The sequence below is a fragment of the Acinetobacter sp. S54 genome (assembly GCF_016624945.1).
GTDB lineage: Bacteria > Pseudomonadota > Gammaproteobacteria > Pseudomonadales > Moraxellaceae > Acinetobacter.
The window spans coordinates 127,175-142,548 of record NZ_JACVUI010000007.1 but is presented as its reverse complement, the minus strand read 5'-3'; the positions used below and the strand labels follow the sequence as shown (position 1 = coordinate 142,548).

General features: G+C 38.8%; 12 protein-coding genes and 1 tRNA gene. 5 read left to right on the top strand and 8 right to left on the bottom strand.

Annotated elements, in window-relative coordinates:
• The coding region (locus IAE20_RS11725) for an Ig-like domain-containing protein (protein ID WP_200529622.1) at positions 1–2,814 on the top strand (2,814 nt) is incomplete at its 5' end.
• A gap of 123 nt (positions 2,815–2,937) precedes the next feature.
• On the opposite strand, the gene oxyR is transcribed toward IAE20_RS11725, so the two are convergent.
• The 4 genes from oxyR to rubA form a co-directional block, all read right to left on the bottom strand.
• Positions 2,938–3,843 carry a LysR family transcriptional regulator OxyR gene (gene oxyR / locus IAE20_RS11720; protein WP_200461411.1) on the bottom strand — a complete coding sequence of 302 codons (906 nt, stop codon included), beginning with the start codon at positions 3,841–3,843 and terminating at the stop codon, positions 2,938–2,940.
• 6 nt (positions 3,844–3,849) lie between these two features.
• A complete protein-coding gene (estB, locus tag IAE20_RS11715; protein ID WP_200461410.1) occupies positions 3,850–4,794 on the bottom strand; it encodes an esterase EstB in 945 nt (314 codons plus the stop codon).
• Positions 4,795–4,853: 59 nt separating this feature from the next.
• The gene (gene rubB / locus IAE20_RS11710; protein ID WP_200461409.1) at positions 4,854–6,035 is read right to left on the bottom strand and encodes a rubredoxin reductase RubB; all 1,182 of its coding nucleotides are present in this window, start codon (positions 6,033–6,035) and stop codon (positions 4,854–4,856) included.
• A gap of 85 nt (positions 6,036–6,120) precedes the next feature.
• The gene (gene rubA, locus IAE20_RS11705) at positions 6,121–6,285 is read right to left on the bottom strand and encodes a rubredoxin RubA (RefSeq protein WP_200461408.1); all 165 of its coding nucleotides are present in this window, start codon (positions 6,283–6,285) and stop codon (positions 6,121–6,123) included.
• A gap of 392 nt (positions 6,286–6,677) precedes the next feature.
• On the opposite strand from rubA, the gene IAE20_RS11700 reads away from it, so the two are divergent.
• Positions 6,678–7,208 carry an adenine phosphoribosyltransferase gene (locus tag IAE20_RS11700; RefSeq protein ID WP_227610944.1) on the top strand — a complete coding sequence of 177 codons (531 nt, stop codon included), beginning with the start codon at positions 6,678–6,680 and terminating at the stop codon, positions 7,206–7,208.
• Between the two features lie 70 nt (positions 7,209–7,278).
• Here the strand turns inward: IAE20_RS11700 and IAE20_RS11695 are convergent, their stop codons facing one another.
• On the bottom strand, positions 7,279–7,782 hold the full coding sequence (locus tag IAE20_RS11695) for a YqiA/YcfP family alpha/beta fold hydrolase (RefSeq protein WP_200461407.1): 504 nt from the start codon (positions 7,780–7,782) through the stop codon (positions 7,279–7,281).
• A 259-nt stretch (positions 7,783–8,041) separates the two neighbouring features.
• Between IAE20_RS11695 and lysS the strand changes: the two genes are divergently transcribed.
• A complete protein-coding gene (lysS, locus tag IAE20_RS11690) occupies positions 8,042–9,568 on the top strand; it encodes a lysine--tRNA ligase (RefSeq protein ID WP_200461406.1) in 1,527 nt (508 codons plus the stop codon).
• Positions 9,569–9,720: 152 nt separating this feature from the next.
• The gene (locus tag IAE20_RS11685) at positions 9,721–11,163 is read left to right on the top strand and encodes a capsule assembly Wzi family protein (RefSeq protein ID WP_200482101.1); all 1,443 of its coding nucleotides are present in this window, start codon (positions 9,721–9,723) and stop codon (positions 11,161–11,163) included.
• A 55-nt stretch (positions 11,164–11,218) separates the two neighbouring features.
• On the opposite strand, the gene IAE20_RS11680 is transcribed toward IAE20_RS11685, so the two are convergent.
• The gene (locus tag IAE20_RS11680; protein WP_200461404.1) at positions 11,219–11,905 is read right to left on the bottom strand and encodes a superoxide dismutase; all 687 of its coding nucleotides are present in this window, start codon (positions 11,903–11,905) and stop codon (positions 11,219–11,221) included.
• Positions 11,906–12,281: 376 nt separating this feature from the next.
• Between IAE20_RS11680 and IAE20_RS11675 the strand changes: the two genes are divergently transcribed.
• Positions 12,282–12,358, top strand: a tRNA-Met gene (locus IAE20_RS11675).
• Between the two features lie 117 nt (positions 12,359–12,475).
• Here IAE20_RS11675 and IAE20_RS11670 read toward each other — a convergent pair.
• Together IAE20_RS11670 and IAE20_RS11665 are read right to left on the bottom strand one after the other, a co-directional pair.
• Entirely contained in the window at positions 12,476–13,534 is a 1,059-nt protein-coding gene (locus tag IAE20_RS11670) for a hypothetical protein (RefSeq protein ID WP_200461403.1), read from the bottom strand.
• The gene (locus IAE20_RS11665; RefSeq protein ID WP_200482100.1) at positions 13,524–15,152 is read right to left on the bottom strand and encodes an NAD+ synthase; all 1,629 of its coding nucleotides are present in this window, start codon (positions 15,150–15,152) and stop codon (positions 13,524–13,526) included. The genes IAE20_RS11670 and IAE20_RS11665 overlap by 11 nt, the downstream gene beginning before the upstream one ends.
• Positions 15,153–15,374: the final 222 nt, after the last annotated feature.

Here is a 15,374-nt window from a genome sequence, read left to right as displayed (position 1 = left end):
GTCAGTGCCAGCGATGCCGCGGGCAACGTGGGCGTGGTGACACAGGACAAAGTTTATACATTAGAAACAGTTGATGCTGTTAATGACACAGTTAATCTAGATATTGTCAGTCAGACTTCGATTACTTATGCACCAGTAGTGGATAGTGATACACAGGTCTTGGGGCTATTGGAATCAACTTATAACACAGACAATAGTGCATCAGTTACCGTTGCTCCTGATCAATCTGGTTCATTGAAAATTGAGATTAGTCAAACTGCCCTTGTTGCAGTAGCAGATGCATTTCGTCTAGATGTTATAGATAGTAATGGAAATATTGTTTATTCAGCTGTGACGCAAAACTCTTTGTTAGGGGATGTGGTTGGTCTCCCAGTATTGGGTCTAACAGGTGATAACACTTTAACCGCAACGATCGATGGTTTATTACCTGGTAGTTATTATGTTGTGGTAAGAAATGATTCTAGCACGTTAACTAATTTACTTGATGCCGATGAGAATGGAATATCCTTACAAGATTTAGGAAATTCTGGCGTAATCATTGGAGCCGATAATCAAACAGTTATTTTAAATGCTCTATCAAATGCATTGGGTCCTGTACTTGGTACACTTGCGGTCGATTTACTTACTCCTATTTTAGGTACACTTAATGGGCTTGGTGTTGATCAACTTGTAAATCCTATAGTCAATGTATTAAGCGCTGTAGGTTTTACGGGTTTAGCAGATACAATTATTTCAGATGTTGCTCAAGCCCTTTTAAGCAATACCTTGACGCTGCTTCAAACCACGACTATCACTACAACACTCACTGAAACTGACTTTGCGGTAGAAAGTGCTTCTGGCAATGTGATCACAAATGATGTACCAAATCAGGGCGATTTTGTGACTGCAATCCAAAATAGTGATGGGATTCAGCAATCGGTTCCATCCACTAACACAGATGTTACGATTGCTGGAAAATATGGCACATTAACTATAAAAGCGGATGGTACTTATACTTATAATGCCTATGGAGATGCAACATCTGTAGGAAAAACCGATGTATTTACCTATACGTTATCTAATGGTATTAGCTCAGATCAAGCAACTTTAACCATAAATATTGATGACAAAACTGCAGCTAGTCTAACTTTAAATCTAGCTACAGATACTGGAACGAGTAATACGGATCATATTACAAATAATGGAACTATAAATGTCAGCGGTTTAGAGCAAAATGCGACATGGGAATACCGTGTAAATGGTGGCAGTTGGCAACAGGGTACTGGTTCAAGCTTTACGCTAAATGAAGGTGTTTATGCTAGCGTAGAGGTTCGCCAAACTGATAGTGCAGGTAATACCAGCGCAATAACCAATTTAGGTGCAGTTACAGTAGATACAACCCCTCCTTTACTCAGTATCTTGGGTGCACAGGACAATGTAGGTGTGTCGCAAAGTAATTTATATTCTGGGGCAACTACAGATGACTCAACACCAACACTTTATGGGAAAGGAGAGCCTAATACCACGATTAGCATTGTTCAGGATGGTGGAACACCAGTAACAGTAAATGTTGACGCGAGCGGAAATTGGAGTTACACGCCAACAAACGCATTGACCTCATCTGCGACAGGTATTCAACATACTTGGGCAATTAGCGCGAGTGATGTTGCAGGAAATCAGACAAATTCAACATTTACGCTTAACGTAACAGGACAAGCGGCACCTATTGCTGTAGCAAACTCAAACGCACTGTTAGGTTTAGTGGGAGCAGATGTTACGGGGCTGATAGATTTAAATAAACAAGTTTTTGTCGCTGCAGATGTGAATGATGATTTGGTTAAAGTTAAAATTAGTCAAACCGTATTTGTTGGATTGGTGGCCTTAAAATTTGATTTTTCACAGGAGCTTGCCAATGAACTGGGTCTAAAAATTTCCCATGTTGATGGTAACAGTGTCTTGAATGCAGGATTGTTACAAACAAGTCCTTCAAGTATTACGATTGAATCAACTGAAGCTGGACAAGCTGTTGATAATCAGAGCATGTTGGAGTTTCTGGGTACAGTGCATCTAGCACCACAGAGTTCAGTAAATATTACTCAATTATTGTCCTCATTATTAAATATAAATGTACTAAATGGACTTCAAATAGAAGCTACTGATCAGAAAGGAAATACAGGGACAGATAGTTTAGGAAGTTTATTAAATGTAAGTATTCTGGATAATCTATTGGGAGGACAAAATTCAACTTATATTCATGAAGGTAGTTCAAGTGATGATATTTTGAATTTTAGTACATCCACATTATCTCAACATATTTATGGATATGCGGGCAATGATACATTAACTGGAGGGTCTGCTAACGACATCCTTCGAGGCGGCGCTGGAAACGATATTTTGAATGGAGGTGCAGGAAATGATTATCTCAATGGCGGTGCTGGACACAATACATTCACTGGTGGTTTAGGTTCAGATACGGTTTTCTATGATTTACTCACAAATAGTCAAAATGATTCGTTATCTAAAGCTAATTTAGGCGGCCATAGCGGGTTAGATACGTGGACAGATTTCCATGTTGGAAATGTCACTACGGATCAAAATGCGGATAAAATTAATGTCTCAGAGTTGTTGGATTCTTCTGCCAACGCTGGAAATGTCAATGATTATTTAAGTTTGGTTAAAGTGAGCGATACTTCTTATAAGCTCAATGTTGATCGAGATGGTACAGCTGGATCATATCAATCTGAAACCTTACTTACACTTACTTTTCAGACCAATGAAACGCATGCCAATCTAACCATTGATGATTTATTACATAATCAACAAATTATTTTCTAAGTTATAGAGCAATGCAATAAAAGCGGATCATATATCCGCTTTTATTATGATGAATAAATATTAACTACTAAGCCATAAAAAAAGAGTTTTTGTATCTTACAAAAACTCTTTTAAATAGAAACTCTAATTTAGATTCGATGTAATTTTTTTCAAAATATTTAGAATCACATCAAACTCACTTTGTAGCGGTGTACTTTTACGAGTAATCAGGGCCAGTATTCGACTAGGAGCATCCTGAAGTGGTTTAATCACTAACTCATCATTCCCTTTTAACATGTGCGTTTCAATCGCGATAGCAGGTAATAAGGTAAACCCTAAGTTTGAAGATACCATTTCAATCAAAGTAGGTAGTGAGCTGGCTTTGAGGCGATTGTCATTTTTACGCTCCCCAATTGGGCAGGCACTTAAGGCATGATCACGTAAACAATGGCCTTCTTCCAGAAGCATTAAACGTGATAAATCCAGATCATCCAAGGATTGAGCATTTAATGAATGTTTATCATGTTTATTACAGACAAGATATAAATCTTCTTTGACCACCTCAGAAACTTTTAAACCACGGGTATCAAAGGGTAGCGCCAATACCACCATATCCAGATTACCGTGTTCAAGACGTTCTACAATCTTTTCACTCTGTGCTTCATGTAAATGTAGCTGAATTTTAGGAAGCTGCTTATGCACTTCTTCAAGCAGTGGTGTCAAAATGAATGGCGCAATGGTGGGAATAATCCCCAAATGAAGATCCCCAGTGAGAGGCTCGCTCATTTCACGGCTTAAGCGCATTAAATCCTGAGCATCTGCCAATAAGACACGCGCTCGCGCAACCACCTGTTCACCAAGCGGAGTTAAACGTACATTTTGACGATCACGTTCAACCAATACGCCACCTAGCAAACGCTCAAGTTCCATAATCCCGCCCGACAAAGTCGATTGAGTGACGAAAGAACGGCGTGCTGCTTCTGTAAAATGCAACGTTTCCGACAGCGTAACTAAGTAAGATAGCTGTCTTAATGATGGTAATGCAGCCATAGTGTCCTAATGTGATGATCTAAAGTGGTTTGCAAATAAACCGCTAAGTTGAGGAATAAAGTGAGCGGGGATATCATGCCCCATTCCTTCAATTAATTCAAACTTAGCACCGGGAATTGCTTTTGCAACAGCCTTGCCATGGCTGGGTGGAAGTAATCGATCTCTAGAACCATGTACCACAAAAGTAGGTTGTGAGATCTGTTTATCCAGTTGTAACAATGAACCTGTACATAATATTGCTAAAAACTGTTGAAGTACACCCGCTGGGTGATAATTCCGTTGATACAGTTTACGCGCAGTTTGCATGGCTTCCATCTGATTGACATAGCCGGGTGAGCCAATAATGTCATAGAGTTTTAAACTATGACTAATAATACCATCTTCATCATTGGATTTGGGCTTACCAATCAGACTAAAGAGTTGTTTGGGAAATGGGGGAGGAAGCAATGCCTGATTATTACTGGTAAAGAGTAATCCTAATTTTTCTACTTTTTCAGGATATTTTGCAGCAACAATCTGAGCAATCATACCGCCCATAGAGGCGCCAATAACATAGACCTTACCAAGCCCCAATTCATCAATCAGCATTGAAACGTCTTCGGCCATATCATAGAGGGTATAAGGAGCCCCCTGATTACCTAGCCCTAGTGCAAACCGTCCCATAAGCTTAATAGTATTCAAGCGTTTGCCTTTATGACGAACTTTTGAAGAAAGACCAATATCTCGGTTATCAAAACGAACAACATGAAAGCCTTGATCAATCAGGGATTTACAAAAGAAATCAGGCCAGAACAGCATTTGTGCCCCCAAACCCATAATGAGAACAATAGTGGGGTGTTCAGGATTTCCACCTACTTCGACATGCAGTTCAAGCCCATTAGTTAGCTTGACTTTGGTTTCATGCATAAATGACGTGTAAGGTGAAACTTTAAATTCCAATGCGTTATTCATTTTTCTTTTCATTCCCCCAAAGGCATTTAAGGAAATAAATGCCTAGGATTATTTAAACCTTAAACTTGAGCTGGAATCAAGTCTGGAACGAGTTTTGTCAGAGTTAAACGCTGTTTTGCTGCGGTAGGGCCAAGCAAGACGAAACCTCTTAAGGTACCCTCGCCATCAGCTGCTTTGGCAAGCATACCATCTTCAAGCTCTTCTGTTTCCCAACTGACTTCAACATCTACAGGCGCAGAAAGTACGGTGAGTGGTGCAGCAGGCGTTTTAACTGCAACAGGCATAGCAGGATAATGTACATGGGTGGTTTGGCCACTCAATGTTTTGGCCAACGCACGGGCTTGCTGCATAATGGGCATGACATAAGGTAAAAGAGTTCCATTTACCTCTGCACAGTCTCCAATTGCAAAAACATCAGTTTGATTTGTTTCCAATAAACTGTTGGTAATCACACCTCGACTGGTTTGAATATCTGCGGTTTTGGCCAATGAAATATTAGGCTGCAAACCAATCGCTGAAAGGACAATATCTGCGACCAAGGTCTGACCATTGGCAAGTGTGACAGCATAGTCTTGTCCGTTATTAATCTTGGTGACTTTTTCAACTGTTGTAGAAAGTACAAAATGAATGCCACTTTCTTCAAGATTCTGTTGAAAAGCCTCAGCAACATGTGCTGGTAGTAACCGACCTAAAGGACGAGGAGATAGATCAATGACGGTCACTTCATGACCTGTATTTTGCAGATCATTTGCAAATTCACAACCGATGAGTCCCGCACCCAAAATCACGACACGTTTGTCATTACATTGTGCTAGATTTTCACGAAAAGCACGATAATCAATCAGTGAATTAACCACATGGATATCATCACTACCATCACCTGCAATAGCTAAGCGAATCGGATTTGCTCCAACAGCTAAAACTAATTTTGAATAAGGTTGAATGTGTTGGTGTCCATCCTTTTCTGTGACCAATTCATGTCGATCCGTATGGATTTCTTTGACCCAAGTAAAGCTTTGAATTTTCATATTGAGCTGGGTCGACATTTTCTCAGCATCACCTAATGGAATTTGCTCGGGCGCTTTATTGCCTACAAGTGCATTTGATAATGTGGGTTTGGCATAATTTACTGCATCGTCAGCACAAATCATGAGAAGTTCATGCTCTGGGTTTAATTTCCTAAACTCTCGAGCCAAAGTATAACCTGCCATGCCTGATCCGATGATGACGATAGGATGCATTGCGTATTCTCCATTCACAGTAAATTATAGTGGTGGTTTAAGTATAAAAAAGACCATGAATGTAGCATGGTCTTGGTAAAACATCTTAGATTTCGATCATTTCAAAATCAGCTTTTGAAACGCCACAATCAGGGCAAGTCCAATCATCTGGGATATCTTCCCATTTTGTCCCCGGTGCAATGCCGTCTTGTGGCCAGCCTTCTGACTCGTCATAGATCCATCCACATACGATGCATTGATATTTTTTCATTTGATTCTCCAACCCGATAAGTTCGCTTCAGCGGCCTGTCGTAAAACTGATCCATTCTTTGATATAGATTCTGATAATAAACACAAAGGAGTCTATTCAGTTTCTGATTTTTACGCAGTTCTACTTCTAAGTAAAGCAAATAAAGGAGTTTAATCATTCAGAATAAAAGCGGAATGGCAGCTTGGGACAAAAGTGGGGTTATTTGGGCAATGCTGCCAATCCGTAGAGATTAAAAAAATAGATAATAATATTTTTTACAAAGACTTAAAGTCTCTTTATATAAGTAGAAAAACTCATTCAATATCCAATTTTTTTGCTTTGTAGCTCCGACTGGTCTTAAATAAAGGGAGGGAGTAGAATAAATATACAATCTGCTATGAATAGTTATTTCCATGATTTCAAGCCAGACTTTATGGGCGCATATCCGCACCGTGCCCAATTTTCCTAAACAAGGCGTTTGTTTTTATGATTTGACGCCTTTATTTATGAAGGAACTCGATCTACTCACGGATGCTTTGATTCAGGCCATTCCAGATGAACAATTACGACAAGTGGAAAGCTTTGTGGCAGTTGAAGCACGTGGATTTGTCTTGGCAACCTTATTGGCGCAACGTTTACAAAGAGGTCTGATTTTGGTTCGTAAGGCTGGAAAATTGCCACCACCAGTCGAGAGTGTCGTTTATAGCTTGGAATATGGGACAGATCAATTGGAAATGTCAGCTCAAATTGAAGCGCAAAAAGTTATCTTGGTCGATGATGTTCTGGCGACGGGTGGAACTTTAAAAGCAGTCAATCAATTAAGTCAAAAATGTGGACATCAGGTATTAGGTGCTGTGATTTTACTGGATTTACCCGATTTACATGCAGATTTAGATTTACTCGTTTGGCATGTCCTGAATAATAAATTTGTAAATTCTCTGTGAAAGTTAAACCTTTAAAAAAGAGAATGGAAAATCTAAGCTTTTCTGATTCTCTTTGAGTCAAAGTTTGAACCTATTTAAAATACTGTTTCTGAATATGTTCAATCAAATGATTAATCTTTTCAGGCTGCTCTAAACGATGATGACCACCTTCAACAGCATCAATCAGCATATAGTTTTCTAGCTGTGATTGAACTTCACGCATATCAATCACTTCATCGCCCAACTCAAGATAAGCCAGTCTTGGAATATCATGATCCAGATCTTCAGGCAAAATGGGTGGATAGTCATCACGGAAATGAGGATTTAAACTCGGGTTGGCGACAATCGTTGCCAATTGATATTGACTGGAAAGTTTAAGTGCCCAGTATCCACCTAAACTATGTCCAATGAGGATATTGGGCTGAATACTCTGAATAATATTCTGATAGAAATTTGCAACAGTATCATAGTTTAAATTACGATAATCGACATCAATACAAAACTTGTTTGTACTTTGAATGGCATGAAACTTGGTTGATTCACGAGAAGAGTCCAAGCCATGCAAAAATAATATTTTCAATTGATTTTGCAACATTTTTTATTTAAACCAGTAGCAAGAATAAACTGGTCACTCCTTGTCCTCAGCTATTCATTTTAAAAGCACGTCAATGTTTAAATATTTTACTGTGAAGTATAGAGATTGAATCTTAGATTTTGGTCTAAGGCGGCTTATCCAAAATTTTAAAATAAAGGATTCACATGAATTTCAACGATACAGGAGAAGAAATCATACGAAAATGTGATGACATCTGCTAAACTATACGACTTCATTTTTTTACTTAATCGAGGCAGAGATGACGCAACAAAACGCTCAATCGACTTCTGAACCCATTATTTCCGAAAACGATTTAATTGCGCAGCGTCATGCCAAGTTAAAACAAATTCAGGACAATGCCAAGGAAAACGGCCAAAGCCCTTGGCCTAATACTTTCAAGCGTGAACATTACGCAGCTGATTTACAAGAACAATTTAAAGAGCTGGATAAAGCACAGATCGAAGCAGCTGAACATGTTTATGTTAAAATTGCTGGTCGTGTCATGCTTAATCGCGGATCGTTCATGGTGATTCAGGACATGACGGGTCGTATCCAGCTTTATGTTGACCGTAAAGGTTTACCAGCGGAAACGCTTGAAACTATTAAAAGTTTAGACCTTGGCGATATTATTGCGGCTGAAGGCTATATTGGTCGTTCAGGCAAAGGCGATTTGTATGTCCACCTCGAAGCTTTTGAGTTACTGACCAAATCTTTGCGTCCGTTACCAGACAAATTTCATGGTTTAACCGATACTGAAGCCAAATATCGTAAACGTTATTTGGACTTGATCGTGAATGAAGAGACACGTAAAACTTTTGAAATTCGTGCCAAAGTCGTTGCAGGTATTCGTGCATTTTTGACCAATGAACGTTTCATGGAAGTGGAAACCCCAATGATGCATATCATTCCAGGTGGTGCTTCTGCGCGTCCATTTGAAACTCATCATAATGCGTTGGATATGCCTTTATTTTTGCGTATCGCGCCTGAGCTTTATTTAAAGCGTTTGGTCGTGGGTGGTTTTGAGCGTGTATTTGAGATCAATCGTAACTTCCGTAATGAAGGTGTATCTACACGTCATAACCCAGAATTTACCATGATCGAATTTTATCAGGCCTATGCAGATTATAAAGACCTGATGCAATTGACTGAAAATATGCTGGAAAAATTGGCACTGGATATTTTGGGAACAACTGATGTTCCGTATCAAGAGGAAGTGTTTAGCTTTAAAGGGCCTTTTAAAAAGATTTCCATGTTCGACGCGATTTTAGAACATAACCCAGAATTTACCCCTGAAAATGTAAATGATCGTGAATTTTTGGCTAAATTCACACGAGATGTGTTGAAAGAGCAGGTAAAACCTGGTTTTGGTCTGGGCAAATTGCAAACGATTGTATTTGAAGAAACTGTTGAAACTAAGCTACGTCAGCCAACATTTATTACGGAATACCCAGCAGAAACGTCTCCACTTGCTCGTCGTAATGATGACAATCCACATATTACCGATCGTTTTGAATTTTTTATCGGTGGTCGTGAACTTGCCAATGGCTTCTCGGAGTTGAATGATCCGATTGATCAAGCTGAACGTTTTCAGGCTCAGGTTGCAGAAAAAGATGCAGGGGATGACGAAGCCATGCATTATGATGCCGACTTTGTTGAAGCTCTGGAATATGGCTTACCTCCAACCGCAGGTGAAGGCATCGGAATTGACCGTTTGGTCATGTTATTTGCTAATGCACCAAGCATTCGCGATGTGATTTTATTCCCGCATATGCGTCGTAAAGATTAATAAGATTGAGTAAATTCAAATAAAACCACTTTCGAGTGGTTTTATTTTGCCTGTTAATATGTATGCAACGTAAATGTTACGTTTAAAGATTGCAAACTTTTGATAAAAAATTTATGGTGTGGCAGAGAAATAAACTTGAGAAAGACACACTAATGTTTTCGAGAAAAACACTTTTAATGGCAATGCTGGCTGTAAGCTCTTCTTCTTTATTTGCACAAGGTCTTGTGCTCAATGACCAAAATTTAAGAACGGATCTTAACTGGTTGAATCAACAGGGTGTTATTCAAATTAGCACTTCGACTTGGCCGTTAAGTGGTGATGAAATTGAGCGAGCGCTTTCTCAAGCTCGAATTTCCAATACGACTCAGGAAAAAGTTATCAATTCAGTGAGAGCTGCTCTAAAAGCAGATAATCATCCTATTAAGGTTGGTTTATTTGCTGAAACTGATCAAAAAAATATTCCTCAGGCATTCGGCGATAAACAAAAATCCCAATATCAGGGATCACTTGAGTTTAATGCGGGTGGTGAAAACTGGGATGCCAAAATTCGTGTAAACGCTGAAAAAGATCAACAGATTGACAATGGACATGATGTCAACGTCGAAGGCTCGTATTTAGCTGGAAAAATCTGGAACCAATGGGTGGTTGCGGGTCAAATTCCAACATGGTGGGGACCGGGTCATGATGGCAGTCTGATTCGTGGAGACGCAAGTCGTCCTGTGTATGGTGTTACTATGCAGCGGGCAGAACAAAATGCTTTCGAAACTAAATGGCTATCATGGATTGGACCTTGGCAGTATCAGGCCTTTGCTGGTCAGCTAGATGATTATAAAGCAGTGCCTCATGCAAAATTACTTGGACTGCGTATAACTGCTCAACCATTGCCATATTTGGAATTAGGCGCATCTCGAACCTTACAATGGGGGGGAGAAGGGCGTTCTGAAAGTTGGGATTCTTTATGGAATGCCATTAAAGGTAATGATAATGTTTATGATGGAGATGATGATCGTTCAAATCAGATTGCTGGATTCGATGGCCGTTTAAATTTACAACCACTTTTAGATGTACCTGTAGGTATTTATGGACAATACGTGGGTGAAGATGAAGCAGGTAAATTGCCATCAAAAAAAATGTATTTAGCAGGTGTCGATTATTCTTCTATTTATAAAAATATGCCTTACCAACTTTATGCAGAATGGGCGGATACTCGCACCAATGGCGATGTAAAGGGTATTTCCTACAACCACTATATTTATACCGATGGTTACTATCAACATGGCTACCCTCTAGCACATGCGATGGGTGGTGATGGTCAAATGGTATCGGTCGGCGGTGATATTCGTGTCGATATCATGAATCGGATTAGTGGGCGTATTTTATTTGCAAAAGTGAACCAGTCAAATCTGGATATAAATCAGGCATTCCCTGAAAAAGACGAAATTAAGGCATTGGATTTAACATGGTCGCATTATTTGAAACCTGATATTCCATTGAAAATTAATGGCTGGGTGAGTGACTCGGATGTTCATGGAAATGATGCAGGCGCATCAGTTGGTATTGAGTTTCCACTGGATCGGAAAAGCCTTGGTTTTTAAATCTATAAAATTGAAATAAGCCTGCAATCGCAGGCTTATTTTTTGAGTTATCCTGTTATTTTTTTAGTGCTTGTGCATAACGTTCATTGACTTTATTCCAGTTCACCACACTCCAAAATGCCTTGATGTAGTCAGCACGGCGGTTTTGGTATTTTAAATAATAAGCATGTTCCCAAACATCTAGTGCTAATAAAGGCGCACCTTTGGTCTCAGCGATATCCATAAGTGGATTATCCTGATTTGGGGTTGAGGTAATCGCTAGTTTTCCATCTGGTGTTACTATTAGCCATGCCCAGCCTGAACCAAAGCGGCCTGATGCAGCTTCATTAAACTTTTGCTTAAATGCATCTAAAGAGCCAAAATCCTGATTGATTTTTTTTAACAAGGTTGAACTTGGCTGTCCAGTTTTACTGGTCGGTGCTAAGCTGTCCCAAAAAAAGGTATGGTTAAAATGGCCCCCGCCATTATTACGAACGGCTGTATTGTATTTGGAAATCTGTGTTTGTAACTGAAGTAGATCTGTTTTATCTAATTCGGGATAGGTTTTGATTTGTGCATTAAGATTATCCACATACGCTTTATGGTGCTTGCCGTAGTGGATTTCCATGGTTTGTTGGTCAATGGCAGGTTCCAGAGCATTGCTGGCATAAGGTAAAGGAGCCTGTTTGAATTCGGCCAGAACAGATAGACTGAACATGGATGTGGTCAGAAGAATGAGTGTGGTTTTGAATGCTCGTGTCATTATGTGGTCCTACATCTATAAAACTTTTTTAGAACGACATAGTAGCTGTTTTGTCAAAGATAATGATTCTTGGTTACATTTATATAATAAAGTTTGGTATGAGAACAGTAAAAATAAATTTCATTTTAAGAATTTACAGATTCCAATTTTAGCGTCATTTGAAAATACAATAAGTCTTTTCGTTGATGAATTTGATATTCTGAAAGGACTCTTAATCAACTCATGTACAATATTTTGGTGGGGTTTTAAAATTAAAAGATTTCTAAAATCTAAATATTAAGATGCATTTTGATGTATTTGAGTGTTTGATGAACAGATGATAAATAAAGGTGTTGACGCAAATCGTAGATCTATAGATAATGCGCACACAGTTTATGGCTATGTAGCTCAGTTGGTTAGAGCACCGCACTCATAATGCGGGGGTCACAGGTTCAAGTCCCGTCATAGCCACCATTTTTAAAGATCATGTACCTTACATGATCTTTTTTTTATTTATAAATCTTATTAATGGCGCATAGAAGAGATGAGTAGCAAAGAATAATTGATTTAAAACAAGGTTTGAGTCTTTTATTAAGTCAAATGTTTAGAAATCATAGTCAATGTTTCAGAACGTATGTAAAAAGGTTTCAGCAGGTTAAAGATTAAAGGCTCTAACAAATTTTGCTCATCCAAAGCTAGAATTGCTTTAGGGTAAAAACGCAAAGCTTCAGTTTGAATATCTTGTTCAGTTAATCCAATACCAAACAGTAAATCTTGTAAGCTTTCATTTTCATAAAATCGATAAAATACTTCGACTCCATGTAAAATCAGGTTTTGTATCAGCGGTGACTGACGTAATTCTTTCCAGTATTCATAAATTAAAACAAAAAATTCTTCAATATCAATAGGTTTTAATTGTGAAATGTATTGATAAATGGTTTTTTCTTTGACATCATCCCAGATATTACGAATTAAAATTTCAAGATCTTCATTGGTCAGGATGCTTAATTCAGCCAATTGTTGCTGAATAAATTCTGCTAGATAGACTTCCAGTTTTTGCTCAAGACGTTGTTGTTGAAGGTTGGAAAATTTCAGCAGTTTACGTTTCCATGCGGGTTCATCTTGTTCATGTGAAGAGCTGTTGAAAACCGAAGGCGTAAATAATATGGGAAGCTTATTTTGTAAAACGGTTGTGGCAATAAAATGGCACAATTGACGAATGGCAGGACTACTTTTTAAAAACTGATTTAAGTATATCCGTACATTATCCAGCTCTAAAAATTTAGATAGCCAGATTTCAAATTGTTGATCTGAAACGAGATCATTAACACTAGCTGTTGAAGACAGAGCATATAAATATATTTTTTGAGCAATTTCACCAATAAATTCAAGTAAGCCTGCACCCAACTGCATTTCCAGTGCATAACGCTGAACGACTGCCTGTAGTTGATCCAGATCGACTACCTGACCCAGTTTTAGAGATTGTGCATTATTAAAAATGAGATGCGTAATGTGCTGAAGATATTGGGAAGAATGTTCCCCAGTAAGCTGTTGTTTAAAATAACCAACTTGCTCAAGCAAAAGTGCTTGGGCAAGTTGTTCACTCGGCGATAATGTCTGATCCGTGACAATTTGATCCTTAGATGTCATCTGGTCTCCAACCATTTACAATAGGGTAGCGGCGTTCGCGGCTAAAGGCACGCGAACTGATGCGAGGCCCAATCGCTCCCTGACGACGTTTATATTCATTCCGGTCTACAAGACGGACAACTTTCTCTACAACTGCTTTATCAAAGCCTTTGGCAATAATATCTTCTTGGCTTTGATCCTCTTCGATATAAGCATACAAGATTGCATCGAGAATATCATACGCAGGCAATGAGTCCTGATCTTTTTGATCGGGGCGTAATTCTGCTGATGGCGGTCGAGTAATAACACGCTCAGGAATCACAGGGGTATCACTTAAGCTATTACGATATTTCGCTAATTCAAAAACGATGGTTTTATAGACATCTTTGAGGACTGCAAAGCCACCGACCATATCACCATATAAAGTGCAGTAACCCACTGCTAATTCAGATTTATTGCCTGTAGACAACACCAGATTACCAAATTTATTGGAAAGTCCCATTAATAATGTACCACGCGCACGAGCTTGCAAGTTTTCTTCGGTTGCATCGGCTGGGCTATTGCCAAAAAATGGATATAGTGTTTGCATAAAGCTATTCACAATATTGTGAATCTCAGCGATACCAAAAGTGACACCCATACGTCGTGCTTGTTCAGAAGCATCTTCAACACTGATTTGTGCAGTATAAGTATAAGGCATCATGACTGCCTGCACTTTATCCGGACCAAGTGCATCTACCGCAATTGCAAGAGTCAATGCTGAATCGATCCCCCCTGATAAGCCTAAAATAACTCCTGGAAACCCAGAGCGCTGGACATAATCACGGGTTGCCATGACGAGACCCTGATAGATTTCCGCAATCGCATCCAGATTCGGGGAAGGATCCGCAACATTAAACTTTTTGTCTTCAGGATTAAAATCGGTGAAATAAAGAGCCTCTTTAAAACTCGGGGCCTTTAGCGCAAGACTGCTGTCATGGTTGATAATAAAACTACTACCATCAAAAATCAGATCATCCTGTCCGCCCACCTGATTGACATAGATCAGATTGACATTGAATTGTTTAGACAACTCAGTCAGGGTTTGTACACGATGTTGTGGCTTACCCACTTCATAAGGCGAAGCATTTAAAATCAAAATACTGTCAACATTTAATTGTGCGACTTGTTTTACAGTATTGAGTGACCAGATATCTTCACAAATTAGTACGCCAAATTTATGGCCTAAATATTCAAAAACAAGATGTTGATGACCCTCATTGAAATAGCGCTTTTCATCAAACACGCCGTAATTTGGTAAATTATGTTTATTAAAAATTCCGAGGACTTGACCATTCTTCATCACGGCAGCTGAATTGTAACGCTGACCTTCTTCAGTCAAATGTACAAAACCGAATACCATGACGATATCTTTGACTTCAGCAAGTTTTTGAAAGGCTTTCTCGATACGTTTGGCGAGTGCTGGACGTAACAATAAATCTTCCGATGGATAACCGATCACTGAAAGTTCTGGGAAAATAATTAAATCAGCATTTTGTTTTTTTGCTTCAAGAGTCTGCTCAATCATTTTTTGAGCATTTGCATCTATATTGCCAATATGCGGTGAAAATTGGGCAAGGGCAATTTTAAAACTTTTCATCCAAACCTAATCCTAGATTAAATATATAGATATACACAACATGTTGATTTATCATTTTTTTTGTTCAACTCTGTGTATGAGGTAACAAATAAAGTTAACGTATAACGTAAAAGCGCAAGGTGGATAATATATACCAATCCAATGTTTTTCGGCGTAAAAAATGACAAGTTTTTGCATATTATTATGGAATACTTACAAATTGACATTTTCTATGCACTAGAT

Coding starts and splice junctions, on each gene's coding strand:
- IAE20_RS11700 (WP_227610944.1), top strand. CDS start 6,678: ATGATTTCAAGCCAGACTTTATGGGCGCATATCCGCACCGTGCCCAAT.
- IAE20_RS11695 (WP_200461407.1), bottom strand. CDS start 7,782: ATGTTGCAAAATCAATTGAAAATATTATTTTTGCATGGCTTGGACTCT.
- IAE20_RS11670 (WP_200461403.1), bottom strand. CDS start 13,534: ATGACATCTAAGGATCAAATTGTCACGGATCAGACATTATCGCCGAGT.
- rubB (WP_200461409.1), bottom strand. CDS start 6,035: ATGCATCCTATCGTCATCATCGGATCAGGCATGGCAGGTTATACTTTG.
- oxyR (WP_200461411.1), bottom strand. CDS start 3,843: ATGGCTGCATTACCATCATTAAGACAGCTATCTTACTTAGTTACGCTG.
- estB (WP_200461410.1), bottom strand. CDS start 4,794: ATGAATAACGCATTGGAATTTAAAGTTTCACCTTACACGTCATTTATG.
- IAE20_RS11680 (WP_200461404.1), bottom strand. CDS start 11,905: ATGACACGAGCATTCAAAACCACACTCATTCTTCTGACCACATCCATG.
- rubA (WP_200461408.1), bottom strand. CDS start 6,285: ATGAAAAAATATCAATGCATCGTATGTGGATGGATCTATGACGAGTCA.
- IAE20_RS11685 (WP_200482101.1), top strand. CDS start 9,721: ATGTTTTCGAGAAAAACACTTTTAATGGCAATGCTGGCTGTAAGCTCT.
- IAE20_RS11665 (WP_200482100.1), bottom strand. CDS start 15,152: ATGAAAAGTTTTAAAATTGCCCTTGCCCAATTTTCACCGCATATTGGC.
- lysS (WP_200461406.1), top strand. CDS start 8,042: ATGACGCAACAAAACGCTCAATCGACTTCTGAACCCATTATTTCCGAA.